Genomic DNA, 23,327 nt, shown 5'->3' with positions numbered 1-23,327 from the left:
AGACCTCCTACTAATAATATTGCTCGATGTAGCTATAAGCTTTATCGAAAACTTCTTTGTCTTTAATCTTGTATTTAATCCAGATAACACTACGAAGTGCCTTTTTCACTTCATTTTTTCCAGTAGTTGTTCTTTGCCATCCATCGAATCGTACAATCTTTACAATGTCATCAATATCAGCAACAATGCGTTCAACAATGATGGGTGTTTTGTCGTTCTTAGCACCTTTAAAGAGTTCTGTGAGTGCTGCTTTCCCACGATCAATTTCTTCTTCCGGGACAACTTCCTTTTCTGCTTGAGCAGCTTCTTTTGCAAGTTCAAGTAGGAGCTTCAAGAACTCAATACTATTAATTAACCCTTGTTCGTGACGTTCACGAAGCTCTTCGAGCTTCTCTCCCAGCTTAATAAACTTTGGATCGTTAGAATGTTCGCGAATTTTGGCAACTAAGTCTATTTCTACCTTCATAGTTGTCTTTTTAACATCTTTCTGCTTACGAATAAATTCGTCAATTAGATCCGCATCAAGCGTTAAAATATCCATATCATCATGAACCCTGCCAACTTCGATATTAGAGTGAACTAATTCCATTGTTTTGGCGCCAAGAGCAGCCCAAACGAGAGCACCGCGATTATCCGTGGGTTTCACTGACTCGTAGACTTTTGTTAGCCATACATAGTCAAACTTGTACTTATCAAGAAATGGATCAGGGGACAGAGCATCCCATGCTCTATTTAGAACATGATAATCTGCAGCAAATGCATCTTTATCTTTATTTGTTGGAATACACTCCTGAGCTGCAAGTAAACCTTCCCAACCTACTACGGTACGGTCAACGCCCATAAAGTAACTTAGGCATTTTCTGAGAAGTGCAGGAACCTGCTTCTTGACTTCTTCAATATTTGTGATAACTTTTTTCATGCTAGCTTCATCAAAGTCCAACGCCTTAGCTACATTATCAAAAATACCAATGTAGTCTACAATTAATCCATGGGTTTTACCTTCATCAAAAGTACGGTTGGTACGGCAGATGGCTTGCAGAAGGTTATGGTCCTTCATTGGCTTATCTAAATACATTGCTTGAAGAATTGGAGCGTCAAAACCCGTTAATAGCTTTGATGTAACAATAACTAACTTAAGAGGGTTACTCTTATCACGGAACTGATCAAGAACTCTTGCTTCTTCATCACGACTGCGACGAAATTTTCTATATCGATCTTCCTTATCGTTATTGGTATCCATTACGATCGTTGTTGCTTCAGGAGGGAGTAGCTTATCTAGCTCTTCCTTGTACTTAAGACAGCATTCACGGTCGTATACAACAATCTGTCCTTTATACCCGTTAGGCTCTATTTTTTCTTTATAATGTTTTACAATGTGTTCGCAAACCTTTCGTATACGTTTTGGATCATACATGATGGCTTTCATGTTTACACGTTTTGAAAGCTCAGCTCGATCTGCATCTGAGAGCGTCTCAGTTAAAGCATCAAATTCTGTATCTATTTTATCCTTATCAACATGAAGCTCAACTGGAACTGGCTCAAAGTTCAAGGGTAGAGTTGCATTGTCTCTGATGGAATCCGAGAAAGTATATCGACTCAAATATCCACTCTTATCTTCCGTTGCACCAAATGTACGGAAAGTATTCTTATCAATACGATTAATTGGAGTGCCGGTAAGTCCAAAGAAGAAAGCATTTGGAAGTGCTGCACGCATCCTTTCACCGAGGTCACCTTCTTGAGTTCTATGTGCTTCATCAACCATGATGATTACGTTATCTCTATGATTAAGAACATCTTCGACATCACCAAATCGGAAAATGGTCGTTATTGCAATTTTACGAATATCTTGCTTAAAAAAGTTTTCAACCTCTTCCTTAGTTGCAAGTGATACTAGATTTGGAATATCCGAAGCATTAAATGTTGCAGTTATCTGAGTTTCAAGATCAAGTCGATCATCAACTATTACTACAGTAGGATTCTTAAGTTCGGGGATCATGCGAATTTTTTGTGCTGCAAATACCATTAGCAACGATTTACCAGAACCCTGAAAGTGCCAGATAAGACCTTGCTTTGGATAGCCCGCAATAACACGTTGTACAATAAGGTTAGCACCTTCATACTGCTGGTAACGGCAAATTATTTTGTATTTAACATGTTTCTTATCTGTAGCAAAGAGAGTGAAAAACTGAAAAATATCCATAACCTTCTCAGGAGTAATCATATCAGCTATGCTAACTTTAACATCAGCGAGGCTACCCTCTGACTTATGGTCAGGAGTATGCCATGGGCCCCACATATTAACTGGCATGCCAACCGAACCATAGCGATAGCATCTACCCTCAGTAGCAAAATTAAATACATTAGTTACAAACATCTGAGGAATACTCTTTTCATACGATGAAATATCACTCGCAGCGTCTAACCAGGTTATAGCATTGCGCACCGGGGTCTTTAATTCTCCGATTGAAATTGGGAAACCATTAACCAGCAAAACAATATCAAGTCTCTTTCCACCTTCGGCCTGAGGATAAATCCATTGATTAGTAACGACATATTCATTAAGCACTAAATCTTCTTTTTTCATTGTGCCAAAAAAACGGATCGGTATCATTCGACCATTTTTGCCAAAAGGATATGAATTTTCTTCAAAAATCATTCTTTGAAAAAGTTCGTTTTGAGTTATTAGGTTATGATGCTGCACTGAAAGTATAATTGCACGTAATTTATAAATGACTTCATCAGCACGAGATGGTTCTTCCGCTATTTCAGGATTCAAACGAATTAGCGCTTCTTTAACCATCGGTTCCACCATCACATCCGAAAAGTCCCGTGGTAAATCATCAGCTGAGATAAAATTCCACCCGTTTTTGGTTAGTGTTGAGATCACCATTTTTTCAATTGTATTGTCTTCGTTAAACATAAATATTCCCTCCTATCATTAAGTTTAATTTCCATCTTTGACATTCATATTGTTATAATTGCGAATCAAGTTGCTCAAGAGTCTAAAATCTCGTACCTCTGTATCACTTACAAATTTTGATTTATCGCTCTGTCGGACAAAGGCTGCAAATTTCTTCTGATCACTTAATGGTGGCAGCAAAAACGGTATTTCCTTCATCTTACCTTGAGTCAGTTTCAGCCGTGTCGTTCCAGTCACAAATTTTGTCATATCTAGTATTTTGAAATATGTATTAGCAAATTCTATATCACAACAGTCAAGCGGTATTAATACATGTGCATGGTTGTTTACCCAAGATTTTCCCTTAATGATATAAGAGGTTGACTCTCCTGCACCGTATGCTCCGCAATCTTCTGCTAAACAAAGTGCTGTGCAGTCCATTAGATACTCATTTATACTATCCACCTGGCCATTCGCACCGTAGTATGGATACAACTCTCCTGTATGCATTTTTGAGCGAACAGCATCATTCAAAGGTTTCCTTAAATCATTTCTAATTTCAAATGCTTCTTCTAAACGAGATGAGTTGGTTATCTTATTTGGATTGCCAAACATCTCGATAAATTGAGATTTGAAATTAACCAATGAACTTTTTAAAGGAGTTTTTAACATTTTCCTGATTCACCATTGCATACTGAAGAGTAGTATCTATACTTTGATGGCCAAGAAGCTGTTGAACCTGCTCAATCGGCATTCCTTTGTCTATTGCCAGTGTTGCCAGCGTTCTGCGAAACTTATGTGGGTGCACCTTAGAAAAGTTTAGTTCTCGTCCTATTTTTCTTAAACGAATCTCAACTCCGCTAATCTGCAATCGATCATAAGGTTTTAATAATGATACAAATAGTGCTTCATTATTATCTTCACGCTCTGATAGATATCTCTGAAGATGTATTTTAGTTCTAGCATCAAAGTATACTTTTCGTTGCCTATTACCTTTTCCTATCACAACACACTCTCTATTTTCAAAGTCCACATCCCTGATATTAAGCTTGACTAATTCTCCTACCCGAATGCCTGTTGAAGCTAGAAGGTCAATCATAGAAAGATCACGCATATTGTCACAGTGATCACGCATCAGCTCCATTGACTCATCCGAATACGTTTCTTTCACTGTTTTACCAGTCTTAACTTTTCGAATCCTTCTAACCGGACTCTTTACAATGTAATCCTCATCCTCTAGCCAAGCAAAGAAGGTAGAAAAAATTCTCCTTACATTATCCAACGTAACTTTACTAACATTACCTCGTTGCTGATATGAATCAAGGTAATCCCGTAAATCTTCCGTTGTTATATGACATTCCGATTTGTTAATATCCTCCAGTAAATTTCGAATCGTTGATTCATAATAACGTAAAGTTTTGCTTGAACACCCTTCCACACGTTTGGCTGAAATAAATAACGGAAGAAGATTATTCTGTTTATCCTCTTTTTCTAATTGTTTATCACCAACCACTTCTGTTAGACGTTTTTTTAGTACTTTAGATAACATAGCCATTTGGGCATCATCCAAAATTGTTGCAAGATCTTGTTGCACTTCATTAATAATTTGATTAAGCATGAAATTTCCTCCTTTGTTTGTTCCTCCGTGAGGTTGTCTCACGAGCCGGAGGAAACTTCATGCCCCATAATTATCCTAAGTTTTCTTCTATAATCCGTTTATAGGTGGCATTTAACTCTGATAGAGTTTGTTCGAGTTCAAATTTTGATTTATCGCTCTGTCGGACAAAGGCTGCAAATTTCTTCTGATCACTTAATGGTGGCAGCAAAAACGGTATTTCCTTCATCTTACCTTGAGTCAGTTTCAGCCGTGTCGTTCCAGTCACAAATTTTGTCATATCTAGTATTTTGAAATATGTATTAGCAAATTCTATATCACAACAGTCAAGCGGTATTAATACATGTGCATGGTTGTTTACCCAAGATTTTCCCTTAATGATATAAGAGGTTGACTCTCCTGCACCGTATGCTCCGCAATCTTCTGCTAAACAAAGTGCTGTGCAGTCCATTAGATACTCATTTATACTATCCACCTGGCCATTCGCACCGTAGTATGGATACAACTCTCCTGTATGCATTTTTGAGCGAACAGCATCATTCAAAGGTTTCCTTAAATCATTTCTAATTTCAAATGCTTCTTCTAAACGAGATGAGTTGGTTATCTTATTTGGATTGCCAAACATCTCGATAAATTGAGACTTTACGAGCTCATCAGTTTTATTGAGCAACTCTTTATACCTTAGCAACGTTCTATTTATTGACCATAACATGTCAGCTAACTTCTTTTGTTTATCTAAATCAGGGAGCTGAAACTTCAGTTCTTTAAGATCTCTCCAGTTAATTGTTGGTGAGAGTGACCCAACAGATATCTTTATTGCAGCGTCCAAAAAATAATCTGAGCTAATGAAGAGCGGGAAAAAATTCTTGTCAATTATTTCTTCATTTGGTCGCAAGACCATTCCATGAGCAGAGAAGATACCATCGAACGGAGCAATTGCTACTTTCTTTTGATATGCTCGCCTTTTACCAAATAATACGTCTCCTTTTTTCATTACAAGTTTTTCACCCTTAGGAGCAATATCAGAGCCCCATCTTGAAACCTTAAGGTTCTGAGAATCCAAGTGTTCTAAGCCTATATAAGTATATTTGTCTTCTTCAACAGGCTTCTTTTTTTCTGTGATATTGATAACAATCTGGTCAAATCTATATTCCGCCATTTATGCTGCACCTCCTAACATCCAGCTAAAATAGTCATATTTTGATTTATCGCTCTGCTGTACGAACGAAATAAATGCTTCTTGTTGCTTTTTTTTAGCATCAGGCATTAGTAACCCATGTAACTTGTCCTTGTTAATTGAAAGTACTGTACTTCCTTGTCCCATGGCAACAATTTCATCTTCCATAGTTCTGAATGCGTACAAAAGAAACTCGTTATACTCTGAAGTTCCTTTACTCCGTATAGCAGCTAACCCTCGACCAATACAGCACTCTTTATCAGTTAGATTAACTGTTCCCACAGGGGCTCGAACAGACATCAGAACGTCCCCGGCTTCGGCAATTCTCGTCGGTGATGTGCAATACATCCTCGTAGTCACATACTTATCTGTAAAATCAGCACTCCCCTGATAAAACGGTAATCCTATTCTATCTTCGTTGTATGAATCTGATGGCGGAGACTGTCCCATTACAATTTCAGCAATAGAGCTAAGTTTGACTTTCTCTGTATCCTTAAACATCTCGATAAATTGAGATTTGACCAGCTCATCGGTCTTTTGAATCAGCTTCTGATAGGTCTTTTTAGTGCTATCTATCGACCATAATAGGCTAGCTAACTTGCTTTGTTCTTTTAAATCAGGTAACTCAAACCTAAAGTTCTTTAGATTCTCCCATTTAACACGGGGTGATAAAGAACCAGCGGACTTACCTATAGCAAAATCAAATAATGCATCATTTTGAATAATAAAAGGTAAAAGTTCAGGTAGAATTTTATCTGGCAGAGCTTGAATTACCGTTATGTCACCGGAACAAATACCATCAAAAGGAGCAACTACAGCCTTCTTTAAATAAGCGCGTCTACGTCCAAAAAGCACATCTCCTTTTCGGAAGATCTTAGTAAAAGAATTTTCCTTATTTTCTTCCCAGGCTGTTAGAGTAATTTCTTCTGAAATCAAGTGCTCTAAGCCCACAATTGGATACCTACCTTTATTTTCTTTACTAGTTTCCTTTCGCTCTTTAGCAACTTCTCCTAAGAATACTTCACTCATAATTTTCATCCTCCTTTCCGATCATGTCGCTTAATTTCATATAGCGAAGTTTCATAATTTCCGAGTGTGTTCTCCAACTTTCATAACGCTCTTGAAGAGAACGTTCGTCAGTTTCTGCCCCAGGCATGGTCTTTTTAACATAAAGTGGAATACTGAGCGAGAAATTGTTATCTTCGATATCACGAATTGAGACAACGCGTGCAAAATCATTATCTGTTTCATATTTGTTGTATGCTGATGCTATCTTCTCAATATGTTTATCTTCCAGATAACTCTGTGCATTTTTTCTCTCAACCTCATCTACTGCATTTATAAATAAAACCTGGCCACGACGGTTTGCAGGCTTATTTTTACGACATATAATTATGCAAGCCTCCATTGGTGAATTATAAAACAGGTTGGGACCTAAACCTATCACACATTCAAGCATATCGCTTCTAACTAATTTTTCTCGCATACTACTTTCCTCATTACGAAATAATACGCCATGTGGGAATAATATCGCACAACGTCCAGTGTCTTCTTTCAAACTCTTCAGAATATGTTGTAAAAAAGCATAATCTGCTCGACCTTGAGGAGGAACACCTAGGAAATTACGTCCATATTTATCGCTAGCAAAGGCTTCTCTGTCCCACTGACTAATAGAGTAGGGAGGATTGGCAAGAACCATGTCAAATTCTTTCAACTTTCCTTTCTCAATAAAAGCCGGTGATTTTAACGTATCTCCATTTACAATTTCAAAGTCCTTCACACCATGCAAAAATAAGTTCATTTTGCCAATCGATGAAGTTAAAGCATTTATTTCCTGCCCATAAATAGCAACATTACGCCATTCTTTTTTTTGTTTTTGCAAATAGGCTATCGCGGAGATTAGCATACCTGCACTACCGCACGTTGGATCATAAATCGATTCGCCTGACTGAGGTCTCAAAATTTCAGTCATAAGATGAACTACGGTACGATTAGTATAAAATTCTTGAGCGGTATGGCCACTATCGTCGGCAAACTTCTTGATTAGGTACTCGTATCCCTGTCCTAGTTCGTCCTCTGGACAATTTTCAATAGACAATGTTCTACTGCTGAAATGTTCTATTAATTCTTTTAGAAGTCTGTCTGACAAACGATTCTTATTTGTCCAAGCAGCATCTCCAAAAATACCTTGTAGTTTATCAGCGTTTGCTTTTTCGATCTTACGAAATGCACTTACTATAGCAACACCTACATTCTCAGAAACTTCACGAACATCATTCCAATGAGCACCTTTGGGTACCTGAAACCGGTGATTTTCTTCAAACTCTAAGGCTTCTTCATCGCCAAATTGCTCTAGAATTTTTTGACACTCTTCGTCATAAACATCGCTGATTCTTTTAAAGAAAAGCAGCGGGAAAATGTATTGTTTATAAGCTCCTGCATCTATACTAGAACGAAGAAGAACAGCTGAATCCCATAAATATGTTTGCAATTCATCTATTGTAATGCGATTACTCATTGACATATCCTCCTTCAAGCAATAATTCCATCATTATTTTTTCAGCCTCAATCATTTTTTCAAGTGCATCAAAATACTGTTTTCTTATTTCAGTTGGAGGAGTAATTTCTTGTTCTTTTCTTTCAATATAATTATTGATCGCTAGACTATAGCCCTTGTCTTTCACTTCGGGAATCGTGACCACTTTTACTTTTTCAATAACATCTTTATAATCGTCATACAAATTGTAGACCTTCTCTACGTCATTGTCGGTCATTATATTTTGTGCTCGTTGTGCTGTGAATATATCAGAACCATCGATCATGCATATACGACCTTTATGATCATTTTTCTTGTTATTGTTTAGAAAAAGAATACAAGCTGATACTCCAGTTGAATAAAACACGCCGCTTACCAGTGTAATAATGCATTCCAGCTTGTCTGATTCAATCAGTTGTTTGCGAATTTCTGCTTCTCTACCCCCTCGGAATAGTACACCTTGTGGTAAAACAACAGCACAACGGCCGGTTTTTTCGTCCATCGACTTCACCATGTGTTGCAGCCATGCAAAATCAGCATTGGAGTCAGTTGGGGTTCCCCACATGTTTCGACCATATATATCTGTGCTAAATTGTTGTGAACCCCATTTTTTCAACGAAAAGGGAGGATTCGCTACAACGCAATTGAAAGTTTTTAATTTACCTTTCTCAAGAAAATTAGGAGAACGCAGTGTATCACCTTGTGTAATCTTAAAATCCTTTGCACCATGCAAAAACAAATTCATTCTAGCAATTGCAGATGTAGATAGATTATTCTCCTGACCATATATTCGGCCATACGTCATTTTATCGTTTTTCATGTACCGTATGGCTTCTATTAACATTCCTCCAGTTCCACAAGCTGGATCATAGACTGTTTCACCAATCTTTGGATCCAGAAGCATGATGAGAAGTTTGACAATGGAGCGTGGGGTATAAAATTCACCAGCATTCTTTTTTGATAAATCAGCAAATTTCTTAATCAGAAATTCATAACTATCTCCCATAACATCAGCTGAGTAATTCGCATTACCAACTTTAATTTTTGACATATGTTCTATTAAATTTTTTAGTCTCTCGTCTGAGAGTTTAGTTTTGTCAGTCCAATTAGCATCATCAAAGCTACTGAACACACCACTTAAAGTATCTGGGTTAGCACGCTCAATACCATTCATTGCTTTGACGATTGCAACACCAACATTTTCACTTGCTTCCCTGACATTTTGCCAGTGGCATCCCACAGGAATATCAAAACTGTGGTTCTCGGGAAATCTAGCATACTCCTCATCTCCACCAGAGCGCTCAAGTGCATCTTGAGTTTCTTCGTCATAAACATCACTAATTCTCTTAAAAAAGAGGATTGGAGTCACATAACTTTTATACTCATCTTGGTTTATTGGTCCTCGCAGAATATTGCAAGCCTCAAATAGATGATTAAATAGTTGCTGGCTTGTCGTCTCTTCATTTGTAGGAATCGAATCATTTAGTTCTTTCTCTGCTATTTCTACAGAGGACTGCATCATAGTTTTTCTATTCCCTGTCTGCACTTTGGTCTCTGCATTTCTTTCGATGCCAATACTACCGACTGAATTGATTTTTTCCATCTTTGATGGATAATTATTTTCAAACTCTACCAAAATCTTAAGTAAGCGCTCGTCAAGGAAGGTCAGAGCATGTTTTCTAATATCTGTAGGTATTCCATAGTAAGCTCCTGCGATACCACCTGTAATAGCTGCAAGGGTATCGCTATCGCCACCAATTGATATGGCGTTACGAATTGCATCTTCAAAATTTTTCGACTCGAAGAAAGCTTCCAAGGCTTGAGGAACAGTTCCCTGACAGCTGTCATTAAACTCATAATTATCCCGTATTTCATCAAGGGAAAAATTCAACGGGTAATAATTCTTTGTTATATAGTCGCGAATCTCTAGCAAGTTTTTTCCAGAACGTGCCAGGAAGATAGCAACAGCTGTTGCCTCTGCACCTTTTATCCCCTCAGGATGATTGTGTGTTACTTCTGTCACAGCTTTTGATAGTTGTTTCACTTCTTCCAGGGTATTTGCTACGAATCCACATGCACTGACACGCATCGCTGCCCCATTACCATAGCTGTTATATGGTTTTGGATTGTCAGAATATATCCATTCTCTGAAATGCCCACCATATCCACAGTTTGGGTAGTGTTGTCCGATATTCTTCATATATTTTACAGCATTTTCGGACAGGTCACTATAATCCGACTTGCTTTCTAACAGCGCTTTAGCTGTAGCTAAAGTCATTATGGAATCATCGGTAACACTACATTTATAAGTTAATAAATCAAATTGCTTACTCTTGTTATTATTCCATTCAAAACGGGAACCCACGATATCCCCGATAATAGCTCCTAACATAATGATACCTCCTATTAAAGTTCTCGTAGCTTATCTAAAACTTTATTCCAGCGCTTTTCAGCAACCTCAACAGTTTCTTTGTAGATTTCTAACTCTTTTTCATATTCATTTGCCTTCATATGTTGTTCTTCAATTGAAGGAACAGGTATTTCCAAGGCATTTAAATCCTTATAGCTGATATTAATTACTGTACTTCCTTGTTGTACACCACTTATCATCTTTTGCCCGAGAGAGCTATCTAAGAATAATTTTAAATACACGCTGCTAAGCATCTTTACTTCAGGTCGGATTACAATGATGTTAGATGAAGCGATGCATGGATAGCTCTGCTCGCGAAAGATAGAAGTTCTAATTGCGGTTCCTCTTGCAGGTATTAATACGTCACCTTCTTTAAGAATGTAGTTTGAAATCTTACGTTCTTCTTCATCAAAGTGATCTAGACTATCATAATCAATATCGTAATCACCTATATTCGAGATGTTAACGACACCTACACTTCCGGTTGGGTCTTTTTTTGATACTGATTTTCCTCGGAAAACTTCAGCAACATCTCCCAAAGCAATTTTACGAATAGATGATTCTTGGAATTTAATCCACTCTTCATCTTGCTGAGAGAATATTTTATTTATACTCCAATCACCAAGTTCCTCAAGTTCCTCTAACATAACGAATGTTTCTTCATCGATAATAAATTTATTAGCCATATCACGTTTGTTCTTACGAGGACCAGATTTATATCGACGGACTATCACATCATCATCACCTGGCTTGGTATTTACAACATCGATAAGGTAAGTTTTAATCCCTGTTCCTTCAAACGCACCTTCTGGAAGTTCTGTAATTTCTTTTAAGCGATAAGTCTGTTGAACAAACTGCCTAAGCACTCCATTCTTTCCATGAGCAAATGTGATTCTAGCCGGCATTGTGATTATAAGCTCACCACCATTATTTGTATGAAGAAGCAGGTTTTCAAGCGCTACCGCATCTTGATCTCTACTCATAAAGTTTTCATCTTCAGCAAGATTTCTTGTTCCGAAATTAGGTACAGAGAATATAAGATCGTAACGACTGTTTGTGAAACCGTATTGATATATACTTACATTTAATATTTTTACATTTTTATAACCAGCAAAAATTCTGTTGATTATGTGAAAACTAATTTTTTCTTCAGTTGTAATGGTATAGTTGCAACCAGGATGTTCATCGATTAGTTTCTTTAGATTTGGAGCGAATTTTTCCCCTTCAGCAATGAGAACCTCATCTGCGTCAAGTTTAAAGCGACTGCTGTACTCCTCAAATAGAGCATTAGAAATTACTGAGTACCCACCATACCTTCTATCACTCTGGGCGATAATCAATTCCCAGTTGACCTCTCCCTTAAAAACATCATAGGCATTATACACTCTGGTAAATTGTGTCTTATCTCTAAACGGGTTAATAATATCGAGCCTATCTGCAACTGTCAGCATAGTCTCGTAGATTCGCTCTTCTGAATCACCATAAATATTTTTGTCAAAGTATTCTTCCTTTGTTTCAGCCACAAGAAGCGCAGCAGGAAGATAGGAGTCACTCTCAGTAAACCCTCTAAACAAATCTAAGTATTCAAAGGTGTTTTTTTCGATCTGGTTAGTCATAATTCATTTCTCCTTCTTACCAATAGCTTATTTGATAAATCAAGAATATCGCGGTTTAACAGATTTGTCAATCGTAAATTTAACTTTTGGTACTCAAATACCAAATTAATATAAATTACGTCGTGGATATGGCGCAGAAATACAGATGCGTTTATTTAATGATTTGCACCGGATTTTCTGGATAGCTATTTTAATTGCCTTCAACGTGCTTATATATTTCAATTTCAATTTTCAATCTGATAGCCACATTTTCAACTCACTATTATTTCGCCAACCATCTTATCAACTCACTTAGTCATCGACGATATTTATTGATGATTTTTTAAATTCACCAATCTTGGATAACTTCCCTCAAAGCAAAAAACCGTGATTATCCTTCCGGCTTAGAACCAGACCTCAAACCACGGAAAGCCTTTATTTACTTATCTTATTAAACTCTTATTTTTCAACCCTTGACATCAATACTACCGTCTCAACGTGCGTTGTCTTTTGCTTGGGAACATAATTTTTTATCCTCGTCACCCTTGTAGGAGCACAATTTATTAATGTCATTGTCTTTGGCATTTTTTCTTTTGTCTTTAAAGTTATTAGAATCTTGACTATCTTTAATTCCTGTTTTGAAGTAGAATGTCAGGTCATATGGATGAACTGTTCCGTCTTTATCAATTCTACCCACTACGACTTTATCAACTATGCTTTCAAATACTGTTCTATTAAATTCCTCTATAATTTCTCTATTCTCTAAGACCTTTTTAAATTGCTTTAGTCTTTCTTTAATAGAATTTTCATCTTTTATTGTTAGTTCCAGTGTTTTCTTTTCACCAAGTAATTCTTCTTTTTGTTTTGTTAGTTTTTTATACTTTTTAGCATAAACTTCTTCGTCTATACTATCTTCTAAATGAAGATCAACTAACTTTCTTTCTTGACTAATGATTCTATTTAATTGGTTTTCTATCTTTTTCAGATCCTTGACTAAAGTATTATCATTTATTTCTTCTTCTACAATTTTTAAAAAGTCATCTATTACTGTTGAATCTGCATGGCATAATTGCCTATAGCTTTCAACAAATGCTTTTTCTATTGCTGCTTCTTGTATTCCTTTTGAATGAGGGCAATATTTTTTACCTTTTTTTGTTGACCTTACACATTGCCAGTTAATTTTTTTGTAAATTGAACTAGTGTGCCATGTTCTTCTTGAAAGTATTTCGCCACAAAATCCACATTCCAGCATACTTGAAAAAGCGTATTGTCTTGATAGTTTCTCTCTTTTTCTATCCTTATTAGCAATGGTGTTTCTATTTTGTGCTCTCCTGAGTCTAATCTCTTGTGCCTTTTCAAAGTCTTCTTTTGATATAATTGGCTCGTGATGATTTTCAATGTGGTATTTATCAGATTCACCAAAGTTTGCTAGTCTTCTTTTTGTTATGGGATCAACTGTAAAAGTCTTTCCCATTAGTATATCTCCAATATACTTTTCATTTTTAATTATTCCTAACACTGTAGTATCAGACCATTTTGTTTTACCTCTAGGGGTAAGATATCCTTGTTCTTCTAGTTCCCTACCAATAACTGAACCACCATTGCCTTCTAAATATCTTTTAAAGATATATCTAACAATTTTAGCTTCCTCTTCATTTATAGAGATAGTTTTTGTTGTAGGGTCATAGTCGTAGCCAAGGCAACCTTGAAAACCAATAAGTTCCCCTTTTTCCATTTTCATTTTCAGTCCTTTTTTTACATGGGCTGAGGTATTTTCTACTTCTTGTTGAGCTACTGAACTTAATATTGTTAATAGTAACTCTCCATCCATTGTCAAAGTATCTATATTTTCTTCTTCAAATACTACACCAACATTATTTTCCTTTAAAAGCCTTACATATTTCAAAGTATCTAATGTGTTTCTAGCAAATCTTGATATAGATTTAGTAATTATCATGTCTATATCTCCATTTTGGCAATCACTTATTAGTCTCATGAAATCTGCTCTTTTAGTAGCAGTTGTTCCTGTTGTTGCTTCATCTGCATATATACCAGCCAAAGTCCAGTTTTTATTATTTTTTATTAGATTTGTATAATAATCAACTTGCGATTTATATGATTCAAGTTGGTCTTTACTATCAGTGCTAACTCGACAATATGCTGCAACTCGTTTTAAATCTAAATGTAGTGCATTTCTATTTCTAGCTCCTGTATTTGAAGCTTTTATTAATTTTACTTTAGTATTCATTTTACCTCCTTCCCATTTTGTGTCTTTCTACAGTATTATTTTATCATAAAATTAATTGTTTTCTATCAATTTTCTTGTAATCTTTTTCTATTCTAGTCTTTATTTTGGTGAATTCTTTATCATTAATTAATTTAAGATCATAAAGTCTACATAACATAGCAACTCTCATGCTATAAACTTTTATTGCTTTCATAATAACCTCCTATGTAAATTTAAGTTTTTTGACATTGACAAGTGCCTTGGATTAGCAACATAGGAATCTCACCTCCGCCTCTATTCAGGATGAGCCGGCTTCAACCTTAGAAGTATCATTATCCTCATTTTCTTCATAGCGAATAGGGTATCCCTCCCTATATTCAAACTCTTACTTATCGCTCCCTTTCTTCTTCCCTTGTTTTTAGCTTAGCAGTACTTGTTTTACCGAATTATTCAGCAGAAAGATCTTGGCGGATAGGTTATTACGCTCCAAAAATGATTAATGTCTCGTCTTGGTCTATTCAATTGTTAAGGTTCAATGTTTATATCAAATAAGAGAGGTTATTTATAAGTTGTTTGTTTTAAAAAACAAAGGTCAAATCCCCCTCACTTATATGAGTGAAAATTTGACCCTCTTGGACACACTTTTATTTATTTTTTTCTAAAATCATTTTTAACTTTTCTAGAATCCTATCTCTTTTTCTTATAATAGATGTCTTATGCGTCCCTATATTCTGTGCGACATCTCGTATAGTCTCTTCCCTAAAATACAAAGCATTAATAATCTCTCTTTCTTCATCACTGAGTTTAGAAATAGCTTTTCGCAAGTTCACTATTGCCTCTTTTGTTTCAACTAATTTTTCTACATCTACACTTTTATCTTCTATTATATCCTGAAAGTTACCATCTTGATCAAATTGAGAAATATAGAGCAATCTATTTTTACGATCAAGTCGTTCTAAATATTTTTCCCTATTCGTCTGCTTCCAATAAGCCAGATAAACTTCCTTACTAACCATTACCTTTTCTTTATCAATAAAAATAAAATAATCTTTCTTTGTCATGAAAAATCCCCCTTAAATCTCTAGTTCTGAAATTTAGGGAGGACAGGTGGAGCACGTGCTCGTACAATAATAGTCATGTAACTCACCTACTTTTGGGTACAAAAATAGCCACGATTTTACTCGTGGCTATCCTTATAGTTAATCCCTTACGAAAACAGCTTAAATAAATAATCATTTATCCCAAAAAACCTTGGACTATCCTTCAAACAAAGCCAATTTCATATTTATTGAAAGAAAGTGATATAAGTTACTTCATCTCTCAAAATGGTTTAATTATTGTTTCTTATTTAGTTGTTATTTAACAAATGTAAATTATATGATTTTTATCGCCACTCTCTTTCTTACTACAGGGATAACCCGAAGTGTTGTTCATTGGTCTGTTATTGGTTTTATCAAGTTCTTCTTGATAACGGGACATTTTTCCATCTTTTACAGGCTTCACATTATCGTCTTGCAAAAGTGGCCTCCTTTGTCCCTTATTTGTATAGAGTTGTTTCATAGATAACCTCATGATAGTTGCCTTCTTTTCTTTTGATTTTATTTTCGATAACTAGTTGTTTATTTTTATTTTTGATGTTCACACCCTGTCCTTACTTTCATTGCAAAAATAACAAATCTAGCATCATTTGTTTCAAAACTACAGATAGAAAGAGTTCAGATCTTTGTATCTTTCCTTACTTGATCGACTAGTAAATCGTTCGCTTCCTTACCTAATGTCATGGAAATAATCTCTTGCTCCATAGTAATCATCAAAATTGACATATTAATTAAAATTAAATATTTCATCTTCTGTATAGAGATTTAAAATCATAGAACCTATTATCTGATAATGGTCTTTCATATCATCGATATATAGAAAGATATCTGGATTTATCTCTCTTAAACTGTTAATTTCCCTTTGTTTATGAGTTTCTCTTGAAATATATTCTTCTGATAATTTCTCTCCGTCAATCTCAGTAGTCATGTTTTTAATGTTCTTTTTAGTTTCTATATCAACTACTTATTTAAGTATTTTTTTGTTAATATCTTATCTTTTATTCCATTCCGTATATAACAATCCAAAGGATAGAAATATAAGAGTACTGTAAATCAATCTTCTTGATTTTTTAATCCTATCACCCTTTTATAAAAAGTCAGCTGATCCCTCTAGGCCAGCTGACTTTCATGAGTTTCATTACTTTATTCTTTCTTACTATACAAGAAAGAGGCTAAGCCAAATAACAATATTATCTTAGGCTTACTGCCGTGTATTTTTTTATATTCAAGAAATATTCATTAGAACTATGCTGTTAGCAGTTTATGTATTTCTCCATCTCAATACTTTGCCCCTTTTGCAAATCTTTTCTAGAAAAATCTTTAATTAATTATAATTTTATATTTGTCTAACATATAAATGATATTTTCAACCTCATTAATGATATTGCCTTCGCCTTCATCAACAATAACAAATTCTAGTTCTTCTTTAGCTTCGTTATAAACAATATCAAACACAACTGGTGAAGCCAACTCATATTCCTCATTCGGAGTTGACAACTCAGTGATAGTATATCTTCCTTCTGTCAACTCAAAAGTTCTCCCCTTCCCATTGGTTACCCATACCTCGTTATAGCCATTATCTGAAGTCATTTGAAGAGCAGCACCAACTAAATAATCATAATTCTCATCTATTTTGATAACTTTTACGTGCTTTTCTTTTAATTGATTATTAAATTCATTACCAGGACTATAGCTTACTTCAGCAACTAGCTGGCCTTCTACATCTTTGACTTCTACTATAACTTCAATAACTTTTGCATCATAGATAATATTTTTATTATCTCCTTCTTGCTCTACTACTGTATATCTGTAAGTTCCTGCTTTCGTATATTCTATTTCCGAAAAACAAATATCATTACCAAGATTAGTAATCGTTTCAATGACCACACCTTGATCATTTATTAATTGGAAAGAAAATTCCCCATCTTTAATTGGTCTTCCTAACATTGTTTTTCTTAGAACAATACTTGCACTTGCAGGTTTTGGCCCAAGTTTTCTATTTTCTACAGTAAATACTCCATCACTGCCTTCAATTGTTCCAGGCACATAACCTTCAGCAGACCAGTCGCTTCCATCTGCATTAACTTCTTTTACTACGTATTTGCTGATTTCATCCTTGTTGTCAATCTTAAAAGTTACTGTATGCCCTTCATATAAAACAGGTGAACCAACTGCATGACCATCCTTAAGTAATTGGAAATATACATCGGGATAATTTTGTCCTAATTCTAAGTCGACACCAGTCCAGATCTTATCAACAGTAACTTCACCTGGTGCTGGCATTTTCTCCTTATTGTTCGTTACACAAAATACACAAGGGTTATATGACGATCTATATACTATTCCCGCTCTATAGCCTTCAGCAGACCAGTCACTTCCATCTACATTAACTTCTTTTATCGTATATCTATAGATATTTCTAGAACTTGGTATTATAAAGCTTGCTATATTATTTACTGCTTTCTTAGGCTCTCCCACAGGCCTTCCATCTTTAAGTAGTTGAAAATAAACATCTGGGCGCTTTTCACCGTATTTCAAAGGTTGACCCGACCATGTTTTATACACGCAAATTGTTTCTGTTCTTTCTTTGGTATTTGTTATATAAAATACACAAGGATTACATGAATCTCTACGAACTGAACCTGCTCTATAGCCTTCAGCAGACCAGTCACTTCCATCTACATTAACTTCTTTTATCGTATATCTATAGATATTTCTAGAACTTGGTATTATAAAGCTTGCTATATTATTTACTGCTTTCTTAGGCTCTCCCACAGGCCTTCCATCTTTAAGTAGTTGAAAATAAACATCTGGGCGCTTTTCACCGTATTTCAAAGGTTGACCCGACCATGATTTATACACACAGATTGTTTCTTTATAACTATAATTGTAATTGTTGTAATTATTACAATTATGGCTACATGCAAGAGCTGACTTTGCTGGAGAAATACTCACAAAAATAACAAATGCCAATATACCTTTTATTAAATAATTAAATATCTTTTTTGTTCTCAATTATTTCCTCCCTTTCCTAAATAATGCTATAAAAATCAATTTATAATAGAATAGTCCATTTCTGTTCAAACGAGTTATGGACAAATAAACCTCTTTCTTTATTTCCACCTATAAAATAAAGACCTGTAACCTAGTATTCAGAGTTTATACCCTCTCTTTACGATGCTTCGTTTTTTGTTTCCTCATTTGATCTTTTTCTATTATTGGTAAAAAGAAATCTATTTCCGCTTTTTTTCTAGCTCTAATAGCATCTTCTTTTTTCTTAAATGTTCCCAGTGTATATCTTTTTTTTCTTAAGGTAATATAGGAAACCCATTTCCCACTTTTAGTTTGACTAACACCTTTTACACCACTTGTATTATTTGATGGAATTTTTCCTGTTAATAGGTATGGTAAAGCTCCATCTACATACTTATATTTGCGGTTGTCCTTTAGATGACCACAACTAAGGGTATGACTGCTGATTAAATTAGATCTGGATACATATGTAGACTTACCACAAGAACATTGGCAAAGATATTTTTCTCTATTTTTATCAAATGAGATAATTGTAAGCTCTCCAATTTTTTGTCCCAATAAGTCTTCGTATTTATGGTTTCCACAGTCTTTGACATATCCTCTATCTAGCTGTTTTTTAGTGACTTCAATATATTTTCCACATTTAAGACACCTACATTTCCAAACTATTAAGCCATCTTCACGTTTTTCAGTCTTCTCTTCAACTATAAGATCATGATATATTTCCCCTACTATGTTTTTATACCTATTAGCAATCTCTCCCCCTCGACAACCGCAACTTATTGTTCTTCCTGAAACAAGATTGCTATAGTATACATCAGTAGTGTTTCCACAATCACAAATACATTTACATTTTTTGTACTTGCCTTTTTTATAAACAGATAGTACTTTTAGTTTTCCAAATCTTTTCCCTACAAGTTTTTCTTTTTTATTTATTTTTTCTTTTTTATTTGATGTCATATCTACAAAAATTTTCTTTTTTCATAATATAACCTCTCTTAAATTTTATTTCTACAATGCTATATTGACAAAATATCACCTATTTTCTATTCTTTTACATCGTATAGTTGTTCTTGCTTCACCACCTAGAGTGCAAGTGAATAATGTTAAGTCCCAATCCCCAGAAACCATCTCTTCAACTTGTATTTCATCTAACTCTTCTTTCTTTTCTACAGTAAAATCGAAAAGATTGTCATTCATATCTTTAAATTGAATAACATCTCCAATATTTAATCGATAAAGCTTGCCAAAATGGACTGTATAGTTATGAGCTAACAGGATCATATTGTTTAAGTATACAGAACCTTCATATCTTGCAGGTGCAATCTTAAGCTTTGGATATGACCAAGAGCTTAGAATCGGAAGTTCCAGCTCTAAGCTCGGTATAATTACATATCCTATATAGTCATTGCCGTCAATTGTAACCTTTGGCATTTCCATATACGGGTTTTTAACATAATCAGGTCTATCATCAATTGGTTTTTCAATTTCTATGACCTTCTTTTCTTCAAGCCTTTCTTTGATTAACTCAGTTTCTTTTCCAACCTGATAATCTTCCCATAAGTTTTTAGAAAAAAGTAAGAGTCCAAACAAAATGCAAAGCGTACCAAATAAGAAAAACTTATTTACCTTTCGCATTTAACTCGTCTCATTCTATAAGGAATTACTAAAGCGAAAGTCAATACAAAGACTCCTATCAATCTAAAGAGTATAGTTCCTAATCCACCGGTTGTTGGCAGTTCATAACCTCCTAATTCCTGATTTGTAACCTCAATATTAACATCGCCTCTCGGAATATCACCGTCATGATTTACCAAGAACTCACTAGTTTCTTCTCCATCAATCTTAATAGTCGTAATATAGTTTTTTTCTGGAGTTCCAGATACAGCTATTTCGTCAACCAAGTAGGTTCCCTCATCTCTCAAAGTAGTACGCCATTTATAGTCTTCTTTTGGACTTAATTCATGCCTTTCGTCGTAGGTCTTCAAATCATTAGTAACATTTATTGTAAATGTTATATCTTCATTTAATAATTTTCCATTACTATCTAATAAGACCTTTTTAACCTTCAAAAGAACTGGATCTACCTTTGGAGAATCAATTGATAAGGTCTTCTTCTCATCCTTAAGATTATCTGTATAAGTCAAATCAGTTACGGCATTGGTAATAAACTTCTCGTGTTGATTAGTCTTTGAACCTGGTAGAGTTAGAATATCATCGTTGATTTCAATTCTATAAGTTAATTCTGCATATCTTACGTCACTTTTTGTAGCCACACACTTAGTTACAGTTTCTATATCCCAATTTATTGTTTCTGAATTTCGGTCAAAACTTGTTTTCCCTTCACTTACTTTTATTTTTGACTCATCTGTTACCGTAAAGCCTTTACCCATGATGTCAACGATTTTGAAGTCACGCATAGCACTTTTGATACTAATAGTTTTTGCTATTTCTTCAAAGGTAGCTGTCAATCGCTCCGCATTTCTAACATCATAAAACTTTCCAGAATCAGCAATTCTGCTTAGCGTTCTAACAGCAATTTCCAATGCTTGTCCAGTATAGGTTTCAAAGCCAACACCTACAGAATACAAAGTATCCAAACCTATGTTTGGGTCTTCTCTTAATCTTTTAGCTTCTAAAACAGTTGATTTTTGATGTGCATATCTGTATTCTCTTGCAAAGTCCTCACCGTCCACATGATAACGATGAGCTTGTACAGTTAGGTCTATATTATTCGGATCTTTAGTACCTGTTATATATTCTCCATAGATATACCTATAAACATCTTCTATATCCTTATTAATTTTCAGAGTCTTATATGCTACTGACGATCTTTCTTCAGCTCCCAAACCTACCCTATTATCGTAATTAAATTGAATCTGACTTTCATCTGCAGGTAGTCTGTAGTATTTAGTCTTTTCATAAAGATCCTTTATATTAAAAGGAGCACCTGGCTTGTAAAATAATTCTGTTTGTTCTATTTTCTCATCCCAAGATGAAGAATCTAAGTCGTAACTAAAAGTCGGAAAACCATCAGCCATAAGCACCATGTGCTTATTATCTGCTGAAGAACCTTTTAAAATTTCACCAGCCTGTTTAATAGCTGCTTGAGTAAAAGTTCCCCCTTTCTTCTCTGGGTCTAATGAAGGTGGTTCTTTAATCGCATCAATTTCTGAATATAGTGCTTGTTTGTCTTGTGAAAATGGTTGATTAATATTCCCAGAATTTATCGTTACCTCCCCATTATAAACTACTATAGCAATCCTTAAGTTAGGATTTTCATTCAATGCTATATCAACAAATTTCTTAGCAGCCTCTTGTACTGCTTGAAAACGAGTTCGTCCATCAGCTAGTTCGTTTTTCTTTTCATACATACTATATGAATTATCAAGAACTAGAACAACATCTGTAGTATCAGATATGTTGTCCCTACCTTCTACACGAACAGTAATATCCCAAGTATTAACCTTTCCCTTAACAGGTGTTGCTGTTTTCTTTGTTATAACTTGGCCATGTTCAAGAACTATATTACCAAAGGCATCGGAAGTACGACCTGGATTCAGTATTTGAGAAGAGTCTATTACTGCTTTTCCAAGAGAACCGGGAGCATATTCCATATAGTGCTTAACATCATTAACAAAGTCTGTTGCCTTAAGAGTAGAGGGATGATCTGCTATTACTTCAACAACTGTCACAGGAGAGAAGCTATCAAATTCAGCTTCTACAACTCCGTTTTCCCCAATTTCAATTTCCTTATCTTCTACCTCATTTGTTAATTCATTCAGATGAAGGACCTTTACTTCCTTTGTAGCATCATCAAGATCAGTAGTATCAAAACCTGAGAAGGACACCCTTAACTTATTAACAGGTTCAATTTCCTCCCCATCTAACAAGATGCTTATATCATAATGATGCCAATTGATCTTAATGGAATCACTTTTTTCAGGAATAAATTTTTCCATCTCTGTCTCGTTAATTTCAATTTGCTCTTTATCTTTCCCATTGTTTGGATTAAGTTCTTTTACCTCAAGCTGTATTTCACCTTCTAATTCTGAAAAGTCTTTTCTCAACCCCTCAATAGTAATTTTCTTATTACCTGATAAACTCTTTTCAAGCTGAATAAATTCATCTAAAGTTTCTTTGTTTTCTATTTTCGTATCTTCTTGTTCTTCTTTATTAGTCTTTTGAGAGTCTTCTATAAGGTTTAAGTTTTTTTCTACCGTATTGATCAAGATAAGTTGTTGTATTTTATCAACATTAAAACTTAATTCTACAATTTCATTTCTATCATTTCTTTTGATTTCTACATTTTTAGAATCAATTAACTCGTTGTTGAACAGTGAAAATATTGAGAGTTCATTTTTCTCATCTAATAAAACAGGTTTTTTAAAGACATAGCGTATATTTAGAATTTCAAGATCATGAATTCTATCTCCGTCTTTATTAATAAAGTAAATGTCATAAATTTTTGCTTTATTTAACTTTTGCTTTTCATTAAGCTTTTCAGTAATCATATTCGTGATTCTTTTTTGTAATTCTAATTGCTTATCATCTTTTTCTGAATCAACCTCCTTAACTATTAATTGACCTTCTTCTTGCAGTGTTCTTTGTTTTAGCTCTATAGCAATTTCAATATCATTATTTTCATAAAAGTATGTCTTAGGCAATTCCTTGACGGTTTCAAAGGAGTTTATAATAGACCCCTTTGTAAGATCTTCACTATTTTTTATCTCTAATG

The 23,327-nt window shown here is 34.8% G+C and carries 17 protein-coding genes; all 17 read right to left on the bottom strand.

What is annotated here, in order from left to right; all coding sequences use genetic code 11:
• Positions 1–10 precede the first annotated feature (10 nt).
• Positions 11–2,920, bottom strand: coding sequence for a type I restriction endonuclease subunit R (locus tag EF514_RS00900; protein WP_127722872.1), 2,910 nt, complete (start codon positions 2,918–2,920; stop codon positions 11–13).
• A gap of 24 nt (positions 2,921–2,944) precedes the next feature.
• On the bottom strand, positions 2,945–3,571 hold the full coding sequence (locus EF514_RS00895; RefSeq protein WP_127722870.1) for a restriction endonuclease subunit S: 627 nt from the start codon (positions 3,569–3,571) through the stop codon (positions 2,945–2,947).
• Positions 3,537–4,517 carry a site-specific tyrosine recombinase/integron integrase gene (gene xerA / locus EF514_RS00890; protein ID WP_127722868.1) on the bottom strand — a complete coding sequence of 327 codons (981 nt, stop codon included), beginning with the start codon at positions 4,515–4,517 and terminating at the stop codon, positions 3,537–3,539. The genes EF514_RS00895 and xerA overlap by 35 nt, the downstream gene beginning before the upstream one ends.
• 70 nt (positions 4,518–4,587) lie before the next feature.
• Positions 4,588–5,673 (bottom strand): restriction endonuclease subunit S, encoded by a 1,086-nt coding sequence (locus tag EF514_RS00885; RefSeq protein WP_127722866.1) that lies wholly within the window; start codon positions 5,671–5,673, stop codon positions 4,588–4,590.
• Positions 5,674–6,720, bottom strand: coding sequence for a restriction endonuclease subunit S (locus tag EF514_RS00880; RefSeq protein ID WP_164845511.1), 1,047 nt, complete (start codon positions 6,718–6,720; stop codon positions 5,674–5,676).
• Positions 6,713–8,209 carry a type I restriction-modification system subunit M gene (locus EF514_RS00875; protein WP_127722862.1) on the bottom strand — a complete coding sequence of 499 codons (1,497 nt, stop codon included), beginning with the start codon at positions 8,207–8,209 and terminating at the stop codon, positions 6,713–6,715. The genes EF514_RS00880 and EF514_RS00875 overlap by 8 nt, the downstream gene beginning before the upstream one ends.
• Positions 8,202–10,619, bottom strand: a complete 2,418-nt coding sequence (locus tag EF514_RS00870) for an N-6 DNA methylase (RefSeq protein ID WP_127722860.1) — start codon at positions 10,617–10,619, stop codon at positions 8,202–8,204. The genes EF514_RS00875 and EF514_RS00870 overlap by 8 nt, the downstream gene beginning before the upstream one ends.
• Positions 10,620–10,633: 14 nt before the next feature.
• Positions 10,634–12,253 (bottom strand): restriction endonuclease subunit S, encoded by a 1,620-nt coding sequence (locus EF514_RS00865; protein WP_127722858.1) that lies wholly within the window; start codon positions 12,251–12,253, stop codon positions 10,634–10,636.
• Between the two features lie 472 nt (positions 12,254–12,725).
• Positions 12,726–14,480 carry a recombinase family protein gene (locus tag EF514_RS00860; protein WP_127722856.1) on the bottom strand — a complete coding sequence of 585 codons (1,755 nt, stop codon included), beginning with the start codon at positions 14,478–14,480 and terminating at the stop codon, positions 12,726–12,728.
• Positions 14,481–14,523: 43 nt separating this feature from the next.
• Complete coding sequence (locus EF514_RS10720; protein WP_164845510.1) at positions 14,524–14,673, bottom strand: hypothetical protein; 150 nt, start codon at positions 14,671–14,673, stop codon at positions 14,524–14,526.
• A gap of 430 nt (positions 14,674–15,103) precedes the next feature.
• Positions 15,104–15,520: a helix-turn-helix domain-containing protein gene (locus EF514_RS00855; protein ID WP_127722854.1), complete on the bottom strand. Its 417-nt coding sequence runs from the start codon at positions 15,518–15,520 to the stop codon at positions 15,104–15,106.
• Positions 15,521–15,818: 298 nt separating this feature from the next.
• Positions 15,819–15,977, bottom strand: coding sequence for a hypothetical protein (locus EF514_RS10715; protein WP_164845509.1), 159 nt, complete (start codon positions 15,975–15,977; stop codon positions 15,819–15,821).
• A 306-nt stretch (positions 15,978–16,283) separates the two neighbouring features.
• Complete coding sequence (locus EF514_RS00850; protein ID WP_127722852.1) at positions 16,284–16,484, bottom strand: hypothetical protein; 201 nt, start codon at positions 16,482–16,484, stop codon at positions 16,284–16,286.
• Between the two features lie 392 nt (positions 16,485–16,876).
• A complete protein-coding gene (locus EF514_RS00845) occupies positions 16,877–18,418 on the bottom strand; it encodes a Spy0128 family protein (protein WP_164845508.1) in 1,542 nt (513 codons plus the stop codon).
• Positions 18,419–18,715: 297 nt separating this feature from the next.
• Positions 18,716–19,549 (bottom strand): AP2/ERF family transcription factor, encoded by an 834-nt coding sequence (locus EF514_RS00840; protein ID WP_127722848.1) that lies wholly within the window; start codon positions 19,547–19,549, stop codon positions 18,716–18,718.
• Positions 19,550–19,624: 75 nt separating this feature from the next.
• Complete coding sequence (locus EF514_RS00835; RefSeq protein ID WP_240648974.1) at positions 19,625–20,182, bottom strand: sortase; 558 nt, start codon at positions 20,180–20,182, stop codon at positions 19,625–19,627.
• A gap of 32 nt (positions 20,183–20,214) precedes the next feature.
• Positions 20,215–23,103: a VWA domain-containing protein gene (locus EF514_RS00830; protein WP_164845507.1), complete on the bottom strand. Its 2,889-nt coding sequence runs from the start codon at positions 23,101–23,103 to the stop codon at positions 20,215–20,217.
• Between the last annotated feature and the right edge of the window lie 224 nt (positions 23,104–23,327).

It is taken from the genome of Anaerosphaera multitolerans, from assembly GCF_004006535.1.
Classification (GTDB): domain Bacteria; phylum Bacillota; class Clostridia; order Tissierellales; family Peptoniphilaceae; genus Anaerosphaera; species Anaerosphaera multitolerans.
This window is presented reverse-complemented; position numbering and strand designations above follow the sequence as displayed.

What these genes read in the sequence shown, in the direction of transcription:
- EF514_RS00865 (WP_127722858.1), bottom strand. Translation starts at nt 12,253, where the DNA reads ATGACTAACCAGATCGAAAAAAACACCTTTGAATACTTAGATTTGTTT.
- EF514_RS00880 (WP_164845511.1), bottom strand. Translation starts at nt 6,720, where the DNA reads ATGAGTGAAGTATTCTTAGGAGAAGTTGCTAAAGAGCGAAAGGAAACT.
- EF514_RS00885 (WP_127722866.1), bottom strand. Translation starts at nt 5,673, where the DNA reads ATGGCGGAATATAGATTTGACCAGATTGTTATCAATATCACAGAAAAA.
- EF514_RS10720 (WP_164845510.1), bottom strand. Translation starts at nt 14,673, where the DNA reads ATGAAAGCAATAAAAGTTTATAGCATGAGAGTTGCTATGTTATGTAGA.
- EF514_RS00855 (WP_127722854.1), bottom strand. Translation starts at nt 15,520, where the DNA reads ATGACAAAGAAAGATTATTTTATTTTTATTGATAAAGAAAAGGTAATG.
- EF514_RS00895 (WP_127722870.1), bottom strand. Translation starts at nt 3,571, where the DNA reads ATGTTAAAAACTCCTTTAAAAAGTTCATTGGTTAATTTCAAATCTCAA.
- EF514_RS00900 (WP_127722872.1), bottom strand. Translation starts at nt 2,920, where the DNA reads ATGTTTAACGAAGACAATACAATTGAAAAAATGGTGATCTCAACACTA.
- EF514_RS00875 (WP_127722862.1), bottom strand. Translation starts at nt 8,209, where the DNA reads ATGAGTAATCGCATTACAATAGATGAATTGCAAACATATTTATGGGAT.
- EF514_RS00850 (WP_127722852.1), bottom strand. Translation starts at nt 16,484, where the DNA reads ATGACTACTGAGATTGACGGAGAGAAATTATCAGAAGAATATATTTCA.
- EF514_RS00860 (WP_127722856.1), bottom strand. Translation starts at nt 14,480, where the DNA reads ATGAATACTAAAGTAAAATTAATAAAAGCTTCAAATACAGGAGCTAGA.
- EF514_RS00830 (WP_164845507.1), bottom strand. Translation starts at nt 23,103, where the DNA reads ATGATTACTGAAAAGCTTAATGAAAAGCAAAAGTTAAATAAAGCAAAA.
- EF514_RS00870 (WP_127722860.1), bottom strand. Translation starts at nt 10,619, where the DNA reads ATGTTAGGAGCTATTATCGGGGATATCGTGGGTTCCCGTTTTGAATGG.
- EF514_RS00840 (WP_127722848.1), bottom strand. Translation starts at nt 19,549, where the DNA reads ATGACATCAAATAAAAAAGAAAAAATAAATAAAAAAGAAAAACTTGTA.
- xerA (WP_127722868.1), bottom strand. Translation starts at nt 4,517, where the DNA reads ATGCTTAATCAAATTATTAATGAAGTGCAACAAGATCTTGCAACAATT.